Below are 20,589 nucleotides of genomic sequence, written 5' to 3' on the forward strand. Positions count from 1 at the left end.
CTGTTCGACCACTGACAGTTTAAAGGCGAGGCTGTAGTCCCGCTGTGTACGCTTGATCCCTGATTCCAATTGACTCTCCTTCCAAGGGCGGAAAAAGTGTCAACCCATTTCAGGACGGGTCAACAACATGACAAAAGGCGAACCCGCCGGCGGGTTCGCCTTTTTTTGTTTTCCGGCGAGGCAAGCGGCGGCGGCGAACGACCCACCAAAAGAAAGCCCGCACGAAGCGGGCTAAATGAAAGACTTCCACCGATGCCTCTCGCAAGAGGCCAGCAGAGTGTAGGCGTGTTTCGGCCGCAGAGGAATCTGGCCTCATTTCAGGCTATTACAAAGCGCGCGATCAATTGAAAACCGGCCTGAAGAAACTCCTTTCATAGCTGACGATGCAGCGGGTCTGTTCCGCATACGCGAACGCGGCCTGACAGTCGGGATCGTCCATCGACTCGATGCGATACGCCTCGTAAGCCGCCAGCGATTCGAACGAGAACATCGCGAGCGCTACATTGCTCGCGCCTTCGGACGGCAAGAAATAGCCGTGATGGCGGCCGCCGAATTTTTCGACCAACGGAATCCACAGCTTGCCGTAGTGCTCGAATTCTTTCAGTTTGTACGGGTCGATGACGTAGCGCAGATAGCAGGTAATCATGGCGTTGGTTTCTGTTTGTGTTTGTGTTCCGGATTGGGCGTTAAGCGATGGTAAGTCAATTCGCGGGTAAGCAGCGCAGACGTCACGCTCAGCGGGTTTGCGAACGCACTACCCTCGTTGCATCGCATCGCAGGGCGAACGCCAATTGCATCCTTGCGCTTTTTGACTACCATCCAGTTAGATCAGGTTTCAATGCTCCTACGACGATGCTCAGCCGCGCGCGTCACCTCCGCCGCTTTACTGAACGCTTTGCTTCACGCGTCTGCGCATGTCCATCGCATGTGCGCGGCGCCGCGTTGACGACTACTGCGTTGCTGGCGCTCGCCGTGACTGGCTGCACCTTCACGCTGCCGCAACGACCGGTCGTCGTCGAGACGCCGGTGGCCGCCATCAACAGCGCGACGCTCGATCAGTACCGCAGCGCCGTTGCTCAACGCATCGTCGAGCGCAATCCGTCCTATGTGCTGCGCGGCACGCCGCAAGCGATGCTGCGCTCGCTGGTGGTGGTTTCGTTCACTGTCGACAGCAACGGTCAGGTGGTCCAATCGGCGGTGTATCGCACCAACGGCGACGATGAAGCCGAAAGCACCGCGCTTGCAACGTTGCGCCGAGCCGCGCCGCTGCCGCAGCCACCCGGCAAATTGCTGAACAGCCGTGGCCAGCTCGAACTGTTCGAAGACTGGCTTTTCAACGACGACGGCAAATTCCAGCTGCGCACGTTCGCGTCACCGCAAGCACAGACCATCAACTGAATGCGGCTGACGGCAACCCGCGATAAATCAGGCCACCAACCAGGCGCCAGGCCTGGCGATGGGTCAAGCGATAGACCAGGCAACAGGCCATGCGCCGCCTTGCTGCGCTGCGACCGCGCTCGCTATAATTTTCCGACTCCTCCCTGAGCCTTCCGGCACGGCTGTCGCCGCCCGCTCACCCGCCGGCGCGCCAGGTGCTGGGCGCCCGATTGCAGCGCCGCCGCGCCATCCGCACGCGCTGCCTGCTTGACGCCCAGACTGCTCTTACCGGCTACCGACCTGGTTGGCGCCTGCCCGGCGATGAGCGCCCGGCGCTGAATCGGCCGCCCAGCCCCTGGCGCGCCGCGTGCTCGACGCCTGCAACGCACCCGGTGATTCCCTGATACCGACGCTTTCGGGCACGTCCGCCGCCGGCTGCCGTTGTAAGCTGTCGCGCATCGCTGTGCATCGTTGACTTCATCGCGCGTGGCCTCGCCAAGCCAGCGAGGCGCGCCGAGGCGCACGCCCCTGAACAAACATGCCGCTTGAACCCACGCTGTCCGTCAACGAAGCCAGGCGGCGTCACGAAACAAGGAGAACCTGCATGTCCACTTCGCCGATTTCCGCGGCCCAGCCCAATGCAAGCGGGCAAAACAGCAGCGCGCGGATTATCTTCGCGAGCTTCATCGGCACCGCGATCGAGTTCTACGATTTCTACGTCTACGCGACCGCCGCGGCACTCGTCATCGGACCGGTGTTTTTCCCGCACGGCTCGGCGACCGCTCAAGCGTTGTCGGCCTTCGTCACGTTCGGCATCGCGTTCATCGCGCGGCCGATCGGCTCGTTCCTGTTCGGTCATTTCGGCGACCGGATCGGCCGTAAATCGACACTGGTCGCGTCACTGCTGGTGATGGGCTTGTCCACCACGCTGATCGGTCTGGTGCCGGGCTACGATTCGATCGGCAGCCTTGCGCCGATCCTGTTATGCATTTTGCGCTTCGGTCAGGGCATCGGCCTCGGCGGCGAATGGGGCGGCGCCGCGCTGCTCGCCACCGAGAACGCGCCGGCGGGCAAGCGCGGCTGGTTCGGCATGTTTCCGCAACTCGGGCCGTCGATCGGTTTTCTGGCGTCCAACGGTCTGTTCTTCGGCCTCGCGCTGTCGCTCTCCGACGAGCAATTCCGCAGCTGGGGCTGGCGCGTGCCGTTCCTCGTCAGCGCGGTGCTGGTCGTGCTCGGCCTGTATGTGCGTCTGAAGATCGCGGAAACGCCGGCCTTCCAGGCGGCCATCGAACGCAAGGAACGCGTGAAGGTGCCGATCGCGACGCTGCTCTCGCAACACTGGCGGCCCACGCTGCTCGGGGCACTGGCGATGGTGGTTTGCTACACGCTGTTCTACAACGCAACGACGTTCTCGCTGTCGTACGGCGTGTCGGTGCTGCACATTCCGCGGCCGACCTTCCTCGGCATGCTGTGCATCGCGGTGGTGTTCATGGCGCTCGCCACACCGCTGTCGGCATGGGCCAGCGACCGCTATGGACGCAAGCCGGTGCTGATCGCAGGCATCATCGCGGCGATCCTGTCCGGCTTCACGATGGCGCCGCTACTCGGCAGCGGCCAGACGCCGCTGGTGCTGCTGTTCCTCGTGATCGAACTGTTCCTGATGGGCGTGACCTTCGCGCCGATGGGCGCGTTGCTGCCGGAACTGTTCCCGACCAACGTGCGCTACACCGGTGCAGGCGTGTCGTATAACCTCGGCGGGATTCTCGGCGCATCAGTGGCGCCGTATATCGCGCAAGTCCTGGCCGCGCACGGCGGACTGAGCTGGGTGGGCGCGTATGTATCGATCGCCGCGGCTGTCAGCATGATCGGCGTGCTGTGCATGCGCGAGACACGCGATACGCGCTTGATGTAAAGAGGGTACGCGCCGCGTGCTGGGTAACTTCCCGGTCTTGCGTGCCTTTTTGACTTGCCTATACTCGGGTCGAATAACCCTTTGGCGAGCAGCGAGGCCCGGATGAACATTCATCTCCACAACGCGGACGTCGTAGTGATCATTGCGCTGGCGTTGCTGTGTTCGCTGCTGCTGGCGTTGCGCTTTCGCCCGGCGACCTGGAAAGGCATCGTGGTGGAAGCACTGGCCGCGAACGCGGCGGCGATCACCGCCGTGATCGCTTTCGAAATGCTGCTGGCGTAAGCGTTGCGGGCCGCCTCACGAGGCGGCCCGCACCACGGTTGCGACTGCCGGAGCCCATGCGGGCCAGTGGCGGTCGCATGCTTCAGCGCTGGACATGCGCTGCGAGCCGTTTGCCGTTACCGATAGTAGTAGCCGTGATGGTAGTAGCCGCCACCGCCATAGTAATAACCCGGCGCCGGGGCGACGATGCAGCCGCCGAGCGCCGTGGCCAGCAGCGAGCCTGCGATCAGAGTCAGGATCAAGCGTTTCACGTTGTTCTCCCTTATGTGTCAGAGTCATTCGAGCCAAACCCCGAATGACTCGATTGAACACGACGCCGCCTCGTGCAAGCGTTGCGATTTGTAAGGGAAGATCACCAACGTGTTACACGATTGCACCCTGTAACCGGCCAGGTTGCCGAGCGTGGCCGCGACCGATTCACGTCGGAGAAGAACACCGCCTATGCTGCATTGAACGCACTGACCCGGCGCAGGCCCAGCCGGCGGCGGGTGCGCGGATAAGGCTGCCGACAAAGCGCATGAATTAGCCGCGCTCGCGTATTACGCCGCGAGCCGCGGTAAACGGAAAACAGCGCGCGTCGCCAATCAGGTGCTCAACGAAAAGCGACAGATTTAACAGGCGTGTAATGCGCCACGCCTCTTTTCTTTTGATCAACGGTTTGCGCGAAAGCGAGACAGGGGTGCTCAGGCCGCGGCGGCGCCGCGCTCTGTTTCGATGGCGTTCGGATCGGTACACACGTAGTCGATTGCGTCGAGTGCTGCGCTGATCGACGGCACCGAACGGCCGTCGCCGATGGAGATCGAACGGAACGGCGCTTCAATGCCGCAATGCGACGGCGACGTTGCGACGAAGATCATCACCGTGCGCTTCTGCAATGCATGCGAGAGGTGGACGAAGCCGGTATCGGTGCCGACCACCAGCGCGCAAGCATCGATCATCTGCGCGATTTTGGTCACGCTCATCTTCGGCAGGACGGTTGCGCCCGGCACCTGCGAGGCAATCTCCTGCGCCTCGGCTCGCTCTCCCTCCGAGCCCCACGGCAATACCACCTGAAAACCGCGCCCGGCCAACTCGCGGCCGACCGTCACCCAATGGGGAATCGGCCACTTCTTATCGTCTTTGGACGTGGCATGAAACAGCGCGGCGACCGGCGCGCTGTCCGGCGCGAACGGCGCCGCGGCTGGATCGGGCAGACGCAGATTGTAGATCGCCGGCCCTTCGACCTCATAGCCGAGCGCTTGACCCGCGCTGATACGCATACCGTGCCACGCATTGCACGGCGGACGCGGACCGAAGCGGCCGGTATAGGCAAACGCGGCGCCGCGCTCGCCGAGATCCTGCGACTGGTACCCGATACGCTGCGACGAGCGCGCCAGGAAGGCGATGATCGCGCTCTTGTAGACACCGTGAATGTCGACGATGAAATCGTAGCGGTACGCGCGTAATTCGGCGATCGACGCAGCGATCGCCTTGAAATCAGCCCACCGGCGCGCTTTCTTGAAGCGGCGCAGCGGCGCGCACAGCACGCGATCCACGCCCTTGCTCCATTGCACCACTTCGGCGAATGCTTCGTCAGCCGCCCAGTCCACCTGCACGCCGGGATAGGCGCGTTTGATGTCGGCGACAACCGGCAGCGCCTGCACGATATCGCCGAGTGATGTGACCTTGACGATAAGGACTCGCTTCATTGAAGACCTGTTAGTTGTTCAAACATCGAACTATTTTAGCCGACGATTGGGGTAATCGACGCTGAAGGCCGCAGCACGCGATGCGGTTCTCAATACGACGCGTTACATTTACGCGTCATTCATTACAAATACCTCTTTCACCCTATTTCAAAATTCTTTCAATCAGTTTAACCAATCCAGCGGTGGCTATAATTCACCCTTTGCTCAAGCACACACCATGTTCCGGGCGCCTCTCCCCCTCTCCAACGGCATCGCGCGCCGCGCAAGACGCCTGTGGCGGCAATACGGTGTGTTCTGGCTCGGCGCGATCGCCGTCGGTCTGATCGCGGTTCTGTACGCAAGACTGATCGATTGGGGCTACAACGAATTCCGCGCGATGCAGCAGCAGCACGCGTGGGCGCCGTTGATCGTCACGCCCGCAGTCGCGGCGCTGGCCGTCTGGCTCACGCGCACGTTCTTTCGCGGCGCGGAAGGCAGCGGCATTCCACAAGTGATCGCCACCTTGCATGCGAAGCCCGGCGAATACGGCGCGCGCCTGCTGTCGCTGCGAATTCTGGCCGGCAAGATCGCGGTGTCGTTTCTGGCGATTCTCGGCGGCTTGACGATCGGCCGCGAAGGGCCGACCGTGCAGGTCGGCGCCGCGTTGATGTTCAATCTGCGGCGGCTTTATCCGCGTTCGAACGCGCTGATCGAGCGGCAACTGGTGCTGGCCGGCGCGGCAGCGGGCCTGTCCGCGGCGTTCAACACGCCGCTGGCCGGGATCGTCTTCGCCATCGAGGAATTGACGCGCAGCTTCGAAGCGCGCGCGAGCGGCGTGCTGATTACCGCGATCATTATCGCCGGCGTGATCGCGCTCGGGCTGAACGGCAACTACACCTACTTCGGCACCATCCAGATCGGTGCGCACTTTCCCGATCTGCTGGCGGTGGCAGTCTTGCTCACCGCGATCATTACCGGCATCGCCGGCGGCGTGTTCGGCTGGCTGCTGCTGAACACCGCGCGCTGGATTCCGGCGCAGCTGCGCAAGATGCACGGCGAACGGCCGGTCGCATTCGCCGCGCTGTGCGGTTTCGCGATCGCGGTGGTGGGCCTGATCTCGGGCGGCACGACCTTCGGCAGCGGCTATGCGGAAGCGCGCGGCCTGCTCGAAGGGCACGAACACCTGTCGATGTTCTACCCGTTCCTCAAGATGATCTCGATGGTCGGCTCGTATCTGCCGGGGACTCCCGGCGGCATCTTCGCGCCGTCGCTGTCGATCGGTGCAGGCTTCGGCAATCTGCTGCACGGGGTGTTCGATTCGATGCAGTTGCCGATGCTGATCGCCCTCGCGATGGTCGGCTATCTGGCCGCCGTCACGCAGTCGCCGATTACGTCGTTTGTAATCGTGATGGAGATGATCGATGGTCACGCTCTGGTGATTTCGCTGATGGCTACGGCGCTGATCGCGAGCCGCGTGGCGCGCTTCTTCGCTCCGCCGTTGTATGAAGCGCTGGCGGAGCGCTATATGGCGCCGCTGCCGAAACCGGCGCCCGAGCCGGTGCCGGAAGTGCCAGAAGTCGAGGCGCCCGAGCCTGCCGCGGCCGCAACGGTCGATGGCGACACCCCCGCTGCAGACAACCCCGGCGCCGCACGTCAGTAGACAACCACCGCCGGCGCGCGCAGATACACCGGTCGCGCCGGCACCACCACGCAGCCGGCCAGCACGACCGCCGCCACGGCGATCGGAAACAGATTCTTTTCATGACGCGTTCCTCGCAAACGCAGACGAGCGTCACGCCAACCGTATGCCTCGCGCCTGCGTCATCAAACTGCCGGCGGCGGCGTGGCGGCGCGAGTAGTGGCACAAACGGCGGCACGCGAGAAAGGCGCTTACGAGCCCTACTCCATCACGTCAGATCGACGAAACGAAGCAAGGCGCGCAGCTCAAGTGGAGCAAACGGAAACCGAGCGCGAAGCAGAGCGACGCAAGCCCGTGGAGGATCAGGCCTGCGGTATTTCGATCTTGACCTCGAGCACTTCGAGGTCGTCCTGGCGTTCGAGACTCACGCGAATATCGTCGTGGGAAATCTTCACGTACTTCGAAATCACGGCGACCAGTTCGCGTTGCAACGCAGGCAGGTAATCGGCAGGCGCATGGCCGCCGGCGCGCTCGTGCGCGATGATCAACTGCAGGCGTTCCTTCGCTACCGACGCGGACTTCTTCTTCTCGCCCAGCAAAAACGAAAGAATCGACATTACGTGCGCTCCCCTTACTTGGTGCCGAAGAGGCGCTGCAGGAGGCCTGGCTTCTGGTAATCGGTAAAGCGAAGCGATTTCTGCTCGCCGAGGAAACGCGACACGACATCCTTATAGGCTTCGGCGACGTCCGTGCCGTCCATGTGCACAGCGGGCAAGCCCTGGTTCGACGCATGCAGCACCGCCTCCGATTCGGGAATCACGCCGATCAGGTCGATGCGCAGAATTTCCTGGATGTCGGTGAGCGACAGCATCTCGCCTTCGCTGACGCGCTTCGGGTTGTAGCGGGTGATCAGCAGATGTTCCTTGATCGGCTCCTTGCTTTCGATCGCGCGCTTGGTCTTCGACGACAGGATGCCGAGGATACGGTCCGAGTCGCGCACCGACGACACTTCCGGGTTCGTCACGATCAGTGCTTCATCGGCGAAGTGCATGGCCAGCAGCGCGCCCGATTCGATACCCGCCGGCGAATCGCAGACGATGTATTCGAAGTCCATCGCGATCAGATCGTTGATGACCTTCTCGACGCCTTCCATGGTCAGCGCGTCTTTGTCACGCGTTTGCGAGGCCGGCAGGATGAACAGGTTCTCGCACTTCTTGTCCTTGATGAGCGCCTGGTTCAGATTCGCTTCGCCCTGGATCACGTTGATCAGGTCGTACACCACACGGCGCTCGCAGCCCATGATGAGGTCGAGGTTACGCAGGCCGACGTCGAAGTCGATCACGGCGGTTTTGCTGCCCCGCAGCGCGAGGGCAGATGCAAAACTCGCGCTCGTGGTCGTCTTGCCCACGCCACCCTTGCCCGAAGTCACCACAATGATTTTTGCCATTACCCTTACCTTGTGTTCGTCAAATTCGTCAATTATGTACGGTCATATTTAGCATGCAACGGCGCGTGCCGGAACCGTTCTGGGCAGCGCGCGCTTCACGCGAATCAGGTGAGCCGCAACGGTTCGATCATCAGTTTTTCTTCTTCGAGCCAGATCTGCACCGGCTTGCCGAGCACGTCGGCAGGCAGCGGGTTCTCGGTCGTTCGATAGATGCCCGCGATCGAGATCAGTTCCGGCTCGAGACACGTGCAGAAAATGCGCGCGTCATGATTGCCCTGCACGCCGGCCAACGCCCGGCCGCGCAGCGGCGCATAAATATGGATGTTGCCTTCCGCGATGACCTCGGCGCCGTAGCTCACCAGACCGAGCACGACCAGATCGCCCTTTGCGTAGATGCGCTGGCCGGAGCGCAACGGCTTGTCGACCACCATCGTTTGCGATGAGGTGGCAAGGCGTACGGGCTCGGCGGCGGGTGCGGGTTCGACCGCGGCAGCCGCGGCCGGCGTGCCGGTTTCGGGCGTACCGGCAGCGGACGTGTCGGCGTCTGCGAAAAGATCGGCCGGCGGCGTGGCCGTCGCGGCGGTAGCAACCGGCGCCGCAGCGGCCGCGTTCGCGGTCTCTTCGTCGGCGGATTTCGCGGCGGCGCCGCGGCGATCGCGCGCTTCGAGCAACGGCAACGCCGATTCGGCCGCCCATGTCTGTTGCGCGTTGGCGACCACGCCGACCGGGCGCATACGCACGCTCTCGAGCAACTGCGCGATCTCGGCGAGCGGCACGCGTTCGTTCTCGGCGAGGCGCCGCACGTCGAGCGCGACGACGTCGTTAGCGAAAAATTCCGGGGTCGCCTCGAAACGCCGCGTCAGTTCGGCACGCATGGCTTCGAGGTCGGTTGTCTTGACCACGAACAGGAGCGTGTCGACGGAGCCGCTGCGGAGTTCGAAAAAGGGCGATTTCTTGGGCGACATAGCGTTCGGCAAAAAATTTTGCGTATTTTACAGGCGTCCACGCGGGCGGCGAGCTTTTTTACCGACGGAACGCGCCGCCACGGCCGCGCCTGAACCACTCGACGGGCCACGAGCGCTGTACAGACGCAGATGGGACTTGAGCGGCAGGCTGCTGCGCGCCGCTCGCGGGATCACTACTGAAACACCTGAGACGTAGTCGGCACGTGGCGCACCAGCAGGCTTTCCGCCTGCTCGGGTGCACGCGCGACGCGGCGATGGTCGCCAGTCGGGCCGAAGCCGAGCGCCTCGTAGAAGCGCATTGCATTGCGGTTGGCATCGGCGACCCATGCGTAGATTTCCATCGCGCCTTCGCTCGCGAGCCAGGCGCTGGCCGTGTCGACCAGCAGCTCGCCGCCCCGCAGATGACGCACGGCCGGCGCCACCCATAACTCGCAGACGAACGCGCGGCGCGCCGCGGTGTCGTCGAAATGTGCTTCGATCAGTCCGGCGGGATGGCCCTCGGTATAGAGGATGAAGCTGGTGGCGGTGATGGAAACAGCACGTGAGGCGGCGGTGAAGTCGAAGCTGGCGGCATCTGCCGACAAAGCGTCCTCGAGCGTTTCGCCGAAGGCATAGGGCGCCTCCCGCAGCGACGCAGTACGGAGTTCGCGAAAAACGGCGCCCTGATCAGCGGCGATACGGCGAACAGTCAATGACGGACTCATGCAGACGAAAACCCCTTGAAATCCTAAGGCGTAGCTTTAACCGAACCGGCGCGCGAGTCAAATCCTTATTTGCAGGACGGGATAGCGGCACGGGACCACAGCACAGGAGCCGCGCGCAATCTGCGCAGCGTTTCGCACGCCCGCAACCGGCCCTGCCGGTTCGGGCGCAGCGTGCAGGCGACGCGCTCAGGGCGCCTCGTAGTCGCCGGTGCCGTCCGGCCACGGCGTGAGCAGCTCGTAGCCCTCTTCGGTCACGGCGACCATGTGCTCCCATTGGGCCGACAGCGAACGGTCCTTGGTGACCACGGTCCAGCCGTCGCGCTGCACCGTGGTGCCGGCGCGGCCCGCGTTGATCATCGGTTCGATCGTGAAGACCATGCCGGGTTTCAGGCGCACGCCCTGGCCTGGCTGGCCGTAGTGCAGCACTTGCGGGTCTTCGTGGTAGACCTTGCCGATGCCGTGTCCGCAGTAGTCGCGCACGATCGAGAAGCCGTCGCGCTGCGCGATCTTCTGGATCGCATAGCCGACGTCGCCGAGCGTCGCGCCCGGCTTCACCTCGCGGATGCCGGCCAGCATCGCTTCATAGGTCGTGTCGATCAGCTGACGCGCCACCGTGCTCGGCTGGCCGACGCAGTACATACGGCTGGTGTCGCCGAAGTAGCCGTCCTTGATGATCGCGACGTCGATGTTGATGATGTCGCCGTCCGTCAGGATTTCGCTGCGATTGGGGATGCCGTGGCACACGACCTGATTGACCGAGGTACAGACCGTCTTCGGAAAGCCCAGGTAGCCGACGTTCGCCGGAATCGTCCTTTGCGTGTTGACGATGTAGTCGTGGCACAGCGCGTCGAGTTCGTCGGTGGAGACACCGGCCTTGACGTGCTCGCCGATCATCGCGAGCACGTCCGCGGCGAGGCGGCCGGAGATGCGCAGCTTGGCGATGTCGTCGGGAGTCTTGTAGGTAATGGCCATGAATTCGGTCGATGGGATCGGTGTGGGTCGATGTGGGTCGATGTTTTAAACACGCGCCGCACGCATTGCGGCGGTGCGATTCGCGCTCGGGCGCGCAGAACCGGCCTTGCCGCCATGCGAGCAGGCAGTGCGAACTGGCTCACGCCGGTTTTCGATCGGACAATTGTACAGAGGATCGGCGGGCGCCCCGGCGAATCCCGCAGATACGCGGCAGATGACCCTCAACGAGGCTCGTGCAGCCAGCGCACATGAAATTCGTTGGGATCGGTGTGGATCTCTAGCGCGGAATGTTGGCTGGACACGCGATGGCGCGTCGGTCAAGGCGCTTGCCGGTGCGTCTCCAGGCGCCATCCAGCGATGCAACACACCGAGTTGGACGACCCTAATGGGTCACGGGCACGACCGCCATGTGGCGCGGTCGTACCCGTCACACCTACCTCATGCGAGGTGGTTGTCCCCGCAGACAAACAAACCGCTTCAGCGCACCGGAATGATCAGATGCTGCCCGATCAGGATGAGATTAGGGTTCGGCAGGTTATTGCGCTTCTGCACTTCCACATATCGCGTGCCGCTTCCCAACTGACTCGCGGCGATCGCGTTCAGTGTGTCACCCGAGCGGACCACATACGTCTTCTCGCCGCTCGTCGCCGCGGTGGTGACCACCTGGTTGCTGATGAAATATTTGCGCAGCAGGTCGAGGTACTCGGGGGATTGCTTGACCTTCGCGATCGCCGAGTTCAGGTAGATCAGGAGCGCGCTGTCTTCCTTGCGCACGCCGATTTTGTACGACAGGCTGGAGCCGTCCAGCTTCGTGACCGCGAACGTCAGGTCGGTGTCCTTGATCTCCGACACGCCGAACGGATAGTCGTAGACGATCGCGTCGACTTGATGCCCGTCCAGGAAGTGCGCCATCCAGGACCGCTGCCCTTCGATGCTCGCATCCGACAGTTCGACGATTTTGCTAGCCGGAAACGCTCTCTGGGCAAACGCTTTCACATCGGGATCGCCTTGCAGGATACCGACCGTTTTGCCCGACAGATCAGCCGCTGAGCGAACCGGCGAACCCTTTGCGACGATCAACGAATAGCCGAAGTCCTCCACATACGGAATCGAGTAGACGACGCCGCTTGGGGTGTTGTCGGGGAAGGTCAGACCGTCCATTGCAACGTCGACTACAGCGTTGCCCTGCTTGTCGGTCTTGGTCAGTTGATCCGGGACCGCGGGATAGGTGTCCACGCCGTGATGCGTGTCGACCTTGACGCTCGGATGGTCGCCGGAGGTGAACTCTTTCTGCGCGAACAGCAGATTGGCGAAGTCGACATTGAAGCCTTGCGGTTTGCCGTTGACTTCCGAGTAAAACGGCCGCGACGGATTTTCGACGCTGACCCGCACGACGCCGTTGCTCAGGATGGACTTCAGCGCGTCCTTATTCGGCACGAAGCCATCCGGATTACTTGGGGCAGGTGTTTTTGCCTCATCGGCTTTGTTCGAGCCGGTGTCCACGCCGTTCACCGACACGGTGTCCTTGTCAGCGCTCTGCCTGGCGTTAAAGGTATTTTTGAGGCCGCCTTCGTGGATGTACCAACCGGCAGCGAGCAAGACCAGAAAAAGAACCGAACCCAGAATTTTCTTCATTTTTGATCGACTTGAGTTATCGAAGGGTCGCGCCTGATTATTTGGATGACGTGGGTGAGCCGAGTTGCTGGGGAGGTGGATTAACTGTGCCCATCTCTGTCGCGGCTTTGGCCTGCTGCACTTCTGCGCTTTCCATCAACGACGTTTCCATTTCGGAAAACGCCTTGTTGACGGAGTTCATCACCGAGTCGAGTGCGGCGTCCGTTTTGATTTGAGCGAATGTGTCGCTGGATTGCATGCCGGCGATCTTGTTCATGCGTTGCGCTGACTGCGACATGTCCCAGAGGGCTTTGGCGCGATCGATCGCATCCGAAAATCGCTTGAGCTCGTCCTGCACCTGTTTATAGCGCCCTTCCCGAAACGCGAGCAGCTTTTTCATCGTCGCGAGTTGGGTTTCGAAACGCGCGACGTCTTCGGGATATTGCTTTTTGAACTGCGCGGTTTTTTCCTCGAAGTTTTTCACCTCGGTGCGGAAGTCCGTGATGCTCTTCTTGAACCGCTCGGCGCCTTCCTGCTTTTCGGCCAACTCGTTGTACAGCGTCTCGATCGGGTTCGATTTCGCTTCGTCCACGAACATCTTGACCTTCTGGTTCGCGAACTTCATGGCAAGAACGGGACCGAAGTTGATCGCCGCGAGCCCGATCACCGCGGCCAGAATCAGGCCGACGAGCCCTTTGACCAACATGATCGCAAGTGGCGCACCGATGGCGATGCACAGCCCGATAATCGCCCACTTGATGACTTTGAATTTCGTGGTGTTCGTGGTCGAGTCAACGACCGAATTGCCGACTGACATTTGAATCCCCTTTCGCACCTTGTTTTACAAAACCGGTTTTGCAAACTGGCTGGGAACATCGTTGTGGCTGTGCGCTTTTTAGCGCCTGCGTTTCGGGCCTGGCGCGTAAACGCTGTATGACTTTACAGGCACAAAGACGACTGGGGAAGCGGCGGTTGTTTTTTACGGTTGCGGGCGGGAATCGTTTTGTCGTGCAGTGGTCGACAACCCGAAGTGCGCCTATCAAAAAGATATCAGTTATTTTTCGAAATGCTTTCATATCGAACTTGTTAGCGGCGGCATGCAAAACGCATTGTCTGCGCTAAGGCTTTGCGTTTCTTTGGCGGTTTCAAATACCAAGTGCAACAGCCGGGTCGATAACAATACCTTGCTTTGCGCAGGTATCAATGAAGACCTCTCCGGGCCTGCGCCAGCCGAGCGTTTTACGAGGGCTTCGATTCGGGTTCAATTCGATCGCGTCATGCTCGCGCAGCGAGAACTTTGACAGGTCGGCGCCCTTGGGCAGGAACTGGCGTAGCAGACCGTTGGTGTCCGCTCATGCAGGCAGCGAATTTCCGGCACAGCGTTAAACGCGTACTGACGACGGTCAAGACGAGCCATGCATCTCAGGACGGATTGAAGATCGCCGATGCTGACGGTAGCGAAGGCTTCTTTCTGGTCGAAATCGAGGCGCAACGCAAGCCCGAACGTCACGCATGCAAACAAGAAGTGGCGCAAAGTTTGAAACAAATGTTGCCGTCAGCACCCGACAATTCTTAAGACTTATCCCATCTACTCGTACCCTATTTTTAAGTAGTGTGGACTGCCTGAATGACTCAACTGAAGACTTGAGCATGACGCAACAGGCAGCAAACGAAACATTGCATCTTTTCGTGACAGGCCGGGAATCTGTTCACCATCGCGAACCGCACTTCTGTACCTTGCCTGACGCGGAGTTGTGGCAAGCATGCAGGATGAAGGTCTTGATTCACGAATGTACGCACTTCACCGATACCTTCAATTCCGATGATGTGATGTACGGCCAAGGTACCGGCATGAAGTATTGGGCACCTTCCGACCCAGATGGGGCGATAAGGAACGCAGACAGCATTGCGTGCTACGTTGCTCACTTCGATAAAAAGCTGTGGTGAGATATGAGACTGAACTCGATGTTTCCGTTGTTCGCTGCGAGCGCGTTGACGCTTGCGCAAATCGCGTTTGGTAACGCTCAGGCTGGTACCGTTATGGAGTTTACGCAAGCTAGGTTGCCGCTCAATTCCGTTGATATTCCGAATGCCGCCAGGTTGAAGATAGCTGACATGGTGTTGGAAGCCCGCAAGTGGCCGGATGTTCAGATACGCGGCATTATCGAAGCCAACGCATACGTGCGTGAGACAAACCCGCAAGCGCTAATCGAAAAGCGCGCCGCTGTTCTCAAAGCGTACTTGCTACAACTTGGCATCAAGGAGGAAAATTTTTGGGTTGAACCGCATGTGCTCACCGAGGAAATGGCTCGAAACTCCAAAGGTGAACTCGATATTCATCAGATTGGGGTAACGCTCGTTCCTATCTGTCAGGGAGGTTGTGCGCGTCTCTGTCACGATCCCCGTGTGACACCGACTTCAAAAGCAATCGTCAACTGACCGTTGGAAAAGGGTTGCAGCATTCTTGGCTGTAACCTGCAATAGCCTAGACTAAATCTGACAGTGGTCGGTTTCTCGTGCTGTTGCGCGTGGACGCGGAGGACGTAGTCCGAAGCGGCAACGCGCGCGGCGAGCTGTGGGCGTCAGTTGGCGCAAACATGCTATGCCCACGCTTCCATGAGCGGGCGGCGCTGCTCCAGCAGGTCGGTGTGACCTTGCCCCGGTGCAATCCCAGCATCTTTGCCGCAGGCGGGGCAGGCTTTCGTGCCAGACACAGACCCATCGCCCGCGTTTGCCCACGCCTCTTGGACCGTCCGTTTACCGAATCCGGAAGGGCGAGACGTTACGCCGGCGTCACCTGCGGCACCGTTTGTGGCAACAAATCGCTATTCGCTCCACTGCCTCCAGTCGATCAGGTATTTTCTTGACGCATCGCCAAGTTGATTGTCAATCCGCTTCCACAGGACAGCATCACTGGAAGCTCGCGAGTAAAGAGCTTCCAGGAGACCTGTCGCCACGAGTGTTTTGAGACCAGTATCGCTAGTACTCATGTTGTGTGTCGGACCCGCCTGGTTGGCAAGGTTACCGCAGCGATATCTTTTCCGGTTCAGCGCGAAACTTGTCCTCGATCGCACTAACGCAGTTCATGAACCGGGTGCGAAACACGCCAGAATTGTCGCTCGGCGGGGCGAGCCCGTCCGATGTAACGGTCCATCCGCTGGACGTACGAACGGCATCGAGATCGAAAGACTGGGCCGATCCACTCTCAAGGATTACCGTCTCACGCAAATGACCGCTCGCCGAACGGATGATAGCCTCGCAGCCCTGCTGGAGCCGACCTGGACGGTGAGCGTGAGCGCCGACCGGGCCACCGCTATCAGACGCTATGTTGTACATCCGAAACGACTCGAACTGTGATGGCATCGCTGCAGCGACGAAGTTGACGTCGGCATCTGAAACGCCGTTGCTGCATCCGGCCAGGGCTCCGATCAAGGCCACCAGTACGATGCGAGTGCGAACGTCCCAGAAGGCGCACAAGCCATCCTTGTGTCTCATGTCCAGATGTCCCACGATAGGGAATTGATTTGGCCGCAAAAGAGCGGCCCGAAGACCTTCCTCTCAGCCAAATCAGGGGAAATCAGAGCGGCGATTGAGGCGTAGGGACGACTTGAGTGCGCAGACGAAGTCTCCTACGTATAACGACCAAGTCGAAAAATACTTTAGGCCGAAAACAAGTTCAGGCGACCTGCACCTCGACGGCCGGCCCCGAAGGGCGAGTACTGTTTGTCGCGCTGAGATAACACCGCGGGGCACGTGCATCCGAATCATCCGCGCAATCAGCCTGTCTGCTCATACGGCCGCGCCTCGAAAGAAGCCGGCAGCGAACATCGACCGAAGGATTCGGGCCTTTCCGAAGACCCTGCCGGAACCTGATAGGGGCGCCTGATTGAACTGGCTGACTCCTAAATGGACGGTTGACCGGACATAGGGTTTTTCCCCACTAAAAACATTGAAACGGAATGCCGTAATGCACGTCGATTCAATTCATACAGTGACGACGAGTCGAACATGGAAAAGCAAACGTTTGCTCAATTACTGTGGCTACTAATACCCGTGAGCCTTGTCGGTTCGACCGCGATCAAGGGCTTCGACAGATGGTTGTTGCGCCGGGTGCATCGGATGAATAGAACGCCGGCATGCCTTCGTGATCGCGAGTTTTAAGGTGACCGCTACTTGCCGGGTGCTGGCATCCTTATCGGCCCGCTGAGGAACGTGCTACATGTTCGACGCCGAAATTGCCGCGACGCTCCTGAACCGGTGGCACCGTAAGGGTGCGCACCCGGGAGACCCGTCGCCCCTGGAGCTCTTGCAGGAAGGCAAGCTGCATTTCACGCATGAAGGCGGCGACGTTCACGCGGACGATATTGCCGCAGACCGGCGTCTTCGCGTTGAATGCCTGACGTTCGCCGATGGCTCCCGTGCCTTGCGCGTCACCGACGCGGGTGGACAAAGCGGCTGGACGCGATGGACTGCTGCCGAGCCGGTCTGAAGGCTCGAAATGAGCACCCGTCCCGGAAGATGCGCCGGCCGTGGTGCACGCAGTCCCATGCTCGACGAACTGACAGGAGTACCGGCTTGCAACCCACGGTGGCAGCATGAGTAATAAGGGTTTACACCGATAAAAATATGCATGAAGCACGCCGTAATACTTGGTTACTACATCCATGCCGGCCGATCGGACATGAAAACGCTAACGTTTGCGCAGAAGCTGTGGCCGCCTCTGTTCCTGACCATTGCCGGTCTGACGGCGATCACGACGTTTGACGCCTGGTCGTTGCGCCCAGGTCCGTATCGAAGAGGCACAGGTCATCGCGGCATTTCGCCCGGAACCCGACGGCCAGGAGCAACGAAGCCGTACTCACCACCCGGTATCGATGGAGATAGCCGATGTCGACATGGCCTGATCGCACTCTGAGTTGGCTCTTCGTCCTCACCTACGTCCTGATAGTGGTGTGGCTAAATTACCTGTAGCGGATGTTGCGCCACGTGTAGCGCGTTGTGCCCCAGCGGATGCCTGAGCGCCATCGACATCGCGAAGGATGATGGACACAGCCACTGACCTCTTCCGAATGAGGTGTCTGCCGCAGTCCACGACAGCCCATGGGACATTCCGGGTTTCAGAGGGTCACGCAAGGAGACGGACGTGAACATGGTGAAGACGGAGATCGGACAACTGGAGAAGGCGCTGAGCGCGCTGGTTCATCGCCCCTGGCTCATGCGTCGCGACTACTGGGCATCGCAGATCGAATGCCTGCTAGGACGCCCCGGTCTGTCAGCGCCGGATCGGCAACGATTACGCGCGCTACTCGACCTGCTCGGCACCCCCGTCGCGGAATGTCGTGTCCCAGTACAGCCATGACACGCGTCACCGGCATCTCGCAAACACCGCTCCCGATGGCACATTTACACCGCTCGGCTAATTCCTACCTCTCCGCCTATTCCTCTACGGGTCTCATGACTTCGTCGAGAACGGGCTCCGCGATCGCACCTCTGGCGGACCTGTCGAAGGCATCCTGATGACGCATGCGCAACCGGACTGCAGCGACGGTTGCGTCGTGCCGTCACCAGAGGTCATCACTGCGCTCAAAGACCTCTACATTGTCTCGAGCGCTCTCGCGCAGCGCGGCGCTTACGCCCAGGAAATCCGCGACGTCCAATGGAGGACAATGGCTCAACGAGCTCACGAAGCGAAGACGGCACTCGACCAGCACGGAGAGAGAGCTGAAACGCATGCGATTGTGGTGCTTCGACAAATGACAAAGGTTTGCCAGAATCTGGTTGATCGTCATGCAGCCCGCCAGGAGATCCCCGTCGCCGTATGGCGTGAAGTGGGCAGGCTCGGGCGCGACGCGTACGAGTGCGTCAACCTGACCGCCCCCCGCGAGCGACGCGCCGACGCATGAGTCCCGCGCCATTCATGCCGACGTACCGTGCCGGGCTCGAAGCGGACCGGCTCGCGCAACGCGTCCGGCATGTCGTCCCCCACAACCTGGCTGACCCAAGGTCCGCCGCCCTTTGATGTCTTCGAGACGCAAGCGTCCGACGATGGAGCTTTGCTCCCAACGTCCGAACAAAAACTGAACGACGCGCGATTGCTGCTGCGCCGACGTTCACTGGCGCGCCGCAGGTCCCGCCATCCGCACTTCGAACATCGTTGCGAGGTGGAATCCAGGATGCCTGCTTATCAGCAGGAAAGGCGTACAGGGTCGTCTTTCCTGCAGGAGCCGGCTAAAAATCAGTGTGAGCCCGCGAGCCCGCTTTCCAGCTGGCTCTGGAGTTGGCGTACCTGCCGCTGCGCGGACCGCAGCTGGGCCTGGGCGGCCGCCTTCTGCTGCGCGAGGGCCGCGGCTTCGACACGCGTCCTCTGCTGCTGGTCGGCGACGATTGCCTGCTGCTGACCCGCTACGTCGAGGTCGGCCTGGAGGCGGTTCGCACGATCCTGCGACAACCCGATCATCCGCTCCGTGAAGGCCTTTTGCGCCTCGAGCCGCGTGCGGCGGATTTCGACGTCGGACAACTGCACGGTCTGGCGTACGAAGTCCTTGTAGATAAGGTTTGCGCGCGTTTCGTCCTGCGTCTTGATGACACGCCAGAAGTGCTTCTGCTGGAACAGCGCGACGTAGTAGGTCATTTCCTTGCCGTAGAACAGCAGGCTTGAACCGTAGCTGCCGTTGTACGCCGTGCGCAACTCGCTCAGGTCTGAACCCCGAATCATCTGTTGCAGCTCCGCGACGTTGCCGGCAGCGGATTGCTTCGCCTCGTCGGTTGTCAGCACATCGGTTTGCGCTTGCTTTGCCTGCGTCGTGTCCGGCAGTGCAGTCGCCGTGCCTGGCCCGGCAACGACGGCAGCGCTCGCGCCGTTATCCCCCAAAGTCTGCGCCTGCACATCCCACACGGCCCCGATCGCGACGAGTGCGGTCACGGCGAGCTTCTGGACAAGAGACAGTTCCAAAGACAGTTTCATATGTTTGCCGGCCTCTGATATCAATAGCAACGAGCGGACAAAATCGCCAACCCCAATTGATGCGGTGAACCCATGCCCACCCGTTAACGGCAATTGTTCGGGAAGGTTGAGGTAACAAACGGGAGATTGGCGGGAAAAATCGAAGTGTGTCGGGCTCGACTGGCGAGCGTTCGGGAAGCCCAGTCTGTGTGCGCCGTCGAGGTTCTGGATGAACGCCTTACTCAAGAATGCGGCACTCGGGCCGATAAGAACATGGGAAGAGTTTCCTTTACGCACGAGTGTTGAATAAAAAATCCCTACATGTCTTGTTTGTGTGACCGTTCGTGCGTTGTCCTGCGTGTTCTGCGCGTTGCGATGCTAGCCAGTGTCTGTGCGGCGGGATGGCCGACTGACGCGCGACCGGCAACCGGACCAGTTCTGGACGGCGAACCTACGCAGCGTGCTGATGCGGATCTGGCTGCACTCCCGCTCGAAGACCTGATGCAGGTAACAGTCAGCACGGCCAGCCGGCTCGAGCAGCCCATCTCGGATGCGCCGGCTGCTGTCGTCGTTTTATCGGCCAAGGACATCCGGGATTTGGCTGGAGAACGCTCGCCGATGCGCTGGCCTCGCTGCCCGGGCTCTATGTCAGTTACGACCGGGATTACGCCTATCTCGGGGCGCGCGGTTTCCAGCGCCCCGGCGACTACAACAGCCGGTTCCTGCTCCTGATAGACGGCGTGCGGACAAACGACGTCCTGCAGAACTCGCCCAGAAACCTGGCGAAGCTGAACCTCGTGCTGCCCGTCTTTGGAAACGTTGCGCGGATTGGCACGGAGATTCGGTGCGTATCGAGCCGACTCGCGGAACAGGGGCATGCGGCCGGCTATTGCCTTGGAAATATGACCATCGGAAGCTCGCGCCTGGTCAGCCATGCAGACGTCTCTTTCTCCGTGTACAACGTCGCCAACGCGCGGTATTCGGACCCGGCCGGTCCAGGGTTCACGCAGGACGTCATAGCGCAGCAAAGCCGGGAATTCGTGGTCAGGCTGGTGTACGGGTTCTGA

Annotated in this window: 24 protein-coding genes and 2 pseudogenes; 12 read left to right on the forward strand and 14 right to left on the reverse strand. The window is 60.9% G+C overall.

The genetic code is table 11. From position 1 onward, the window contains the following. Positions 1-340 precede the first annotated feature (340 nt). Positions 341-646 (reverse strand): NIPSNAP family protein, encoded by a 306-nt coding sequence (locus tag DLM46_RS37150; protein ID WP_115109685.1) that lies wholly within the window; start codon positions 644-646, stop codon positions 341-343. A 206-nt stretch (positions 647-852) separates the two neighbouring features. On the opposite strand from DLM46_RS37150, the gene DLM46_RS37155 reads away from it, so the two are divergent. The 3 genes from DLM46_RS37155 (at position 853) to DLM46_RS37165 (ending at position 3,571) form a co-directional block, all read left to right on the forward strand. Next, positions 853-1,398 carry an energy transducer TonB family protein gene (locus DLM46_RS37155; protein WP_115109688.1) on the forward strand — a complete coding sequence of 182 codons (546 nt, stop codon included), beginning with the start codon at positions 853-855 and terminating at the stop codon, positions 1,396-1,398. Positions 1,399-1,981: 583 nt separating this feature from the next. After that, complete coding sequence (locus DLM46_RS37160; RefSeq protein WP_115109691.1) at positions 1,982-3,289, forward strand: MFS transporter; 1,308 nt, start codon at positions 1,982-1,984, stop codon at positions 3,287-3,289. Between the two features lie 102 nt (positions 3,290-3,391). After that, a complete protein-coding gene (locus DLM46_RS37165; protein WP_115109693.1) occupies positions 3,392-3,571 on the forward strand; it encodes a hypothetical protein in 180 nt (59 codons plus the stop codon). 116 nt (positions 3,572-3,687) lie between these two features. On the opposite strand, the gene DLM46_RS41070 is transcribed toward DLM46_RS37165, so the two are convergent. Then, entirely contained in the window at positions 3,688-3,822 is a 135-nt protein-coding gene (locus tag DLM46_RS41070) for a hypothetical protein (protein WP_279635271.1), read from the reverse strand. Positions 3,823-4,254: 432 nt separating this feature from the next. Beyond that, on the reverse strand, positions 4,255-5,259 hold the full coding sequence (waaC, locus tag DLM46_RS37170; protein WP_115109695.1) for a lipopolysaccharide heptosyltransferase I: 1,005 nt from the start codon (positions 5,257-5,259) through the stop codon (positions 4,255-4,257). A 217-nt stretch (positions 5,260-5,476) separates the two neighbouring features. On the opposite strand from waaC, the gene DLM46_RS37175 reads away from it, so the two are divergent. Next, positions 5,477-6,898, forward strand: coding sequence for a chloride channel protein (locus tag DLM46_RS37175; RefSeq protein ID WP_115109697.1), 1,422 nt, complete (start codon positions 5,477-5,479; stop codon positions 6,896-6,898). Here DLM46_RS37175 and DLM46_RS41075 read toward each other — a convergent pair. The 9 genes and pseudogenes from DLM46_RS41075 to DLM46_RS40810 all read right to left on the reverse strand — a co-directional run. Continuing rightward, positions 6,892-7,017, reverse strand: a complete 126-nt coding sequence (locus tag DLM46_RS41075; protein WP_279635273.1) for a hypothetical protein — start codon at positions 7,015-7,017, stop codon at positions 6,892-6,894. The genes DLM46_RS37175 and DLM46_RS41075 overlap by 7 nt on opposite strands. 222 nt (positions 7,018-7,239) lie before the next feature. Continuing rightward, on the reverse strand, positions 7,240-7,494 hold the full coding sequence (minE, locus tag DLM46_RS37180; protein WP_012432104.1) for a cell division topological specificity factor MinE: 255 nt from the start codon (positions 7,492-7,494) through the stop codon (positions 7,240-7,242). A gap of 14 nt (positions 7,495-7,508) precedes the next feature. Then, a complete protein-coding gene (gene minD, locus DLM46_RS37185) occupies positions 7,509-8,324 on the reverse strand; it encodes a septum site-determining protein MinD (protein WP_115109699.1) in 816 nt (271 codons plus the stop codon). 104 nt (positions 8,325-8,428) lie between these two features. Next, positions 8,429-9,289 carry a septum site-determining protein MinC gene (gene minC, locus DLM46_RS37190; protein WP_115109701.1) on the reverse strand — a complete coding sequence of 287 codons (861 nt, stop codon included), beginning with the start codon at positions 9,287-9,289 and terminating at the stop codon, positions 8,429-8,431. 173 nt (positions 9,290-9,462) lie between these two features. Then, on the reverse strand, positions 9,463-9,993 hold the full coding sequence (locus tag DLM46_RS37195; protein ID WP_115109704.1) for a GNAT family N-acetyltransferase: 531 nt from the start codon (positions 9,991-9,993) through the stop codon (positions 9,463-9,465). A gap of 186 nt (positions 9,994-10,179) precedes the next feature. After that, on the reverse strand, positions 10,180-10,965 hold the full coding sequence (gene map, locus DLM46_RS37200; RefSeq protein WP_115109706.1) for a type I methionyl aminopeptidase: 786 nt from the start codon (positions 10,963-10,965) through the stop codon (positions 10,180-10,182). Between the two features lie 477 nt (positions 10,966-11,442). Then, positions 11,443-12,600: a transporter substrate-binding and LysM peptidoglycan-binding domain-containing protein gene (locus DLM46_RS37205; protein ID WP_115109709.1), complete on the reverse strand. Its 1,158-nt coding sequence runs from the start codon at positions 12,598-12,600 to the stop codon at positions 11,443-11,445. Positions 12,601-12,637: 37 nt separating this feature from the next. Continuing rightward, complete coding sequence (locus DLM46_RS37210; protein ID WP_115109711.1) at positions 12,638-13,396, reverse strand: hypothetical protein; 759 nt, start codon at positions 13,394-13,396, stop codon at positions 12,638-12,640. Between the two features lie 328 nt (positions 13,397-13,724). Then, a pseudogene (locus DLM46_RS40810) lies at positions 13,725-13,928 on the reverse strand (IS30 family transposase); the annotation flags it as partial. Positions 13,929-13,933: 5 nt separating this feature from the next. Between DLM46_RS40810 and DLM46_RS39235 the strand changes: the two are divergent. The 3 genes from DLM46_RS39235 (at position 13,934) to DLM46_RS37225 (ending at position 15,018) form a co-directional block, all read left to right on the forward strand. Further along, positions 13,934-14,155, forward strand: a complete 222-nt coding sequence (locus DLM46_RS39235) for a hypothetical protein (protein ID WP_133300446.1) — start codon at positions 13,934-13,936, stop codon at positions 14,153-14,155. A 74-nt stretch (positions 14,156-14,229) separates the two neighbouring features. Further along, positions 14,230-14,526 (forward strand): M35 family metallo-endopeptidase, encoded by a 297-nt coding sequence (locus DLM46_RS37220; protein WP_244306524.1) that lies wholly within the window; start codon positions 14,230-14,232, stop codon positions 14,524-14,526. A gap of 18 nt (positions 14,527-14,544) precedes the next feature. Beyond that, positions 14,545-15,018, forward strand: coding sequence for a hypothetical protein (locus DLM46_RS37225; protein ID WP_133300447.1), 474 nt, complete (start codon positions 14,545-14,547; stop codon positions 15,016-15,018). Positions 15,019-15,600: 582 nt separating this feature from the next. Here the strand turns inward: DLM46_RS37225 and DLM46_RS37230 are convergent. Beyond that, positions 15,601-16,074, reverse strand: a complete 474-nt coding sequence (locus DLM46_RS37230; RefSeq protein ID WP_115109718.1) for a hypothetical protein — start codon at positions 16,072-16,074, stop codon at positions 15,601-15,603. A gap of 724 nt (positions 16,075-16,798) precedes the next feature. On the opposite strand from DLM46_RS37230, the gene DLM46_RS37235 reads away from it, so the two are divergent. The 3 genes from DLM46_RS37235 to DLM46_RS37245 all read left to right on the forward strand — a co-directional run bounded on the left by DLM46_RS37235 (position 16,799) and on the right by DLM46_RS37245 (position 18,482). Further along, the gene (locus DLM46_RS37235; protein ID WP_115109721.1) at positions 16,799-17,068 is read left to right on the forward strand and encodes a hypothetical protein; all 270 of its coding nucleotides are present in this window, start codon (positions 16,799-16,801) and stop codon (positions 17,066-17,068) included. A 660-nt stretch (positions 17,069-17,728) separates the two neighbouring features. After that, on the forward strand, positions 17,729-17,938 hold the full coding sequence (locus tag DLM46_RS37240; protein ID WP_115109736.1) for a hypothetical protein: 210 nt from the start codon (positions 17,729-17,731) through the stop codon (positions 17,936-17,938). A gap of 157 nt (positions 17,939-18,095) precedes the next feature. Beyond that, positions 18,096-18,482: a hypothetical protein gene (locus tag DLM46_RS37245; RefSeq protein ID WP_115109724.1), complete on the forward strand. Its 387-nt coding sequence runs from the start codon at positions 18,096-18,098 to the stop codon at positions 18,480-18,482. 332 nt (positions 18,483-18,814) lie between these two features. Here DLM46_RS37245 and DLM46_RS37250 read toward each other — a convergent pair whose 3' ends face one another. Continuing rightward, positions 18,815-19,543 carry a DUF2968 domain-containing protein gene (locus DLM46_RS37250; protein ID WP_115109726.1) on the reverse strand — a complete coding sequence of 243 codons (729 nt, stop codon included), beginning with the start codon at positions 19,541-19,543 and terminating at the stop codon, positions 18,815-18,817. A 354-nt stretch (positions 19,544-19,897) separates the two neighbouring features. Here DLM46_RS37250 and DLM46_RS39980 point away from each other — a divergent pair. Next, positions 19,898-20,277 (forward strand): annotated as a pseudogene (locus tag DLM46_RS39980) (TonB-dependent receptor plug domain-containing protein); the annotation flags it as partial. Next, positions 20,263-20,589 carry a hypothetical protein gene (locus DLM46_RS39985; RefSeq protein ID WP_208866436.1) on the forward strand — a complete coding sequence of 109 codons (327 nt, stop codon included), beginning with the start codon at positions 20,263-20,265 and terminating at the stop codon, positions 20,587-20,589. The pseudogene DLM46_RS39980 and the gene DLM46_RS39985, both read left to right, overlap by 15 nt.

Source organism: Paraburkholderia lacunae (assembly GCF_003353175.1).
GTDB lineage: Bacteria > Pseudomonadota > Gammaproteobacteria > Burkholderiales > Burkholderiaceae > Paraburkholderia > Paraburkholderia lacunae.

What these genes read in the sequence shown, in the direction of transcription:
- DLM46_RS37150 (WP_115109685.1), bottom strand. Translation starts at nt 646, where the DNA reads ATGATTACCTGCTATCTGCGCTACGTCATCGACCCGTACAAACTGAAA.
- DLM46_RS37155 (WP_115109688.1), top strand. Translation starts at nt 853, where the DNA reads ATGCTCAGCCGCGCGCGTCACCTCCGCCGCTTTACTGAACGCTTTGCT.
- DLM46_RS37160 (WP_115109691.1), top strand. Translation starts at nt 1,982, where the DNA reads ATGTCCACTTCGCCGATTTCCGCGGCCCAGCCCAATGCAAGCGGGCAA.
- DLM46_RS37165 (WP_115109693.1), top strand. Translation starts at nt 3,392, where the DNA reads ATGAACATTCATCTCCACAACGCGGACGTCGTAGTGATCATTGCGCTG.
- waaC (WP_115109695.1), bottom strand. Translation starts at nt 5,259, where the DNA reads ATGAAGCGAGTCCTTATCGTCAAGGTCACATCACTCGGCGATATCGTG.
- DLM46_RS37175 (WP_115109697.1), top strand. Translation starts at nt 5,477, where the DNA reads ATGTTCCGGGCGCCTCTCCCCCTCTCCAACGGCATCGCGCGCCGCGCA.
- minE (WP_012432104.1), bottom strand. Translation starts at nt 7,494, where the DNA reads ATGTCGATTCTTTCGTTTTTGCTGGGCGAGAAGAAGAAGTCCGCGTCG.
- minD (WP_115109699.1), bottom strand. Translation starts at nt 8,324, where the DNA reads ATGGCAAAAATCATTGTGGTGACTTCGGGCAAGGGTGGCGTGGGCAAG.
- minC (WP_115109701.1), bottom strand. Translation starts at nt 9,289, where the DNA reads ATGTCGCCCAAGAAATCGCCCTTTTTCGAACTCCGCAGCGGCTCCGTC.
- DLM46_RS37195 (WP_115109704.1), bottom strand. Translation starts at nt 9,993, where the DNA reads ATGAGTCCGTCATTGACTGTTCGCCGTATCGCCGCTGATCAGGGCGCC.
- map (WP_115109706.1), bottom strand. Translation starts at nt 10,965, where the DNA reads ATGGCCATTACCTACAAGACTCCCGACGACATCGCCAAGCTGCGCATC.
- DLM46_RS37205 (WP_115109709.1), bottom strand. Translation starts at nt 12,600, where the DNA reads ATGAAGAAAATTCTGGGTTCGGTTCTTTTTCTGGTCTTGCTCGCTGCC.
- DLM46_RS37210 (WP_115109711.1), bottom strand. Translation starts at nt 13,396, where the DNA reads ATGTCAGTCGGCAATTCGGTCGTTGACTCGACCACGAACACCACGAAA.
- DLM46_RS39235 (WP_133300446.1), top strand. Translation starts at nt 13,934, where the DNA reads ATGCAGGCAGCGAATTTCCGGCACAGCGTTAAACGCGTACTGACGACG.
- DLM46_RS37220 (WP_244306524.1), top strand. Translation starts at nt 14,230, where the DNA reads ATGACGCAACAGGCAGCAAACGAAACATTGCATCTTTTCGTGACAGGC.
- DLM46_RS37225 (WP_133300447.1), top strand. Translation starts at nt 14,545, where the DNA reads ATGTTTCCGTTGTTCGCTGCGAGCGCGTTGACGCTTGCGCAAATCGCG.
- DLM46_RS37230 (WP_115109718.1), bottom strand. Translation starts at nt 16,074, where the DNA reads ATGAGACACAAGGATGGCTTGTGCGCCTTCTGGGACGTTCGCACTCGC.
- DLM46_RS37235 (WP_115109721.1), top strand. Translation starts at nt 16,799, where the DNA reads ATGTTCGACGCCGAAATTGCCGCGACGCTCCTGAACCGGTGGCACCGT.
- DLM46_RS37240 (WP_115109736.1), top strand. Translation starts at nt 17,729, where the DNA reads ATGGTGAAGACGGAGATCGGACAACTGGAGAAGGCGCTGAGCGCGCTG.
- DLM46_RS37245 (WP_115109724.1), top strand. Translation starts at nt 18,096, where the DNA reads ATGACGCATGCGCAACCGGACTGCAGCGACGGTTGCGTCGTGCCGTCA.
- DLM46_RS37250 (WP_115109726.1), bottom strand. Translation starts at nt 19,543, where the DNA reads ATGAAACTGTCTTTGGAACTGTCTCTTGTCCAGAAGCTCGCCGTGACC.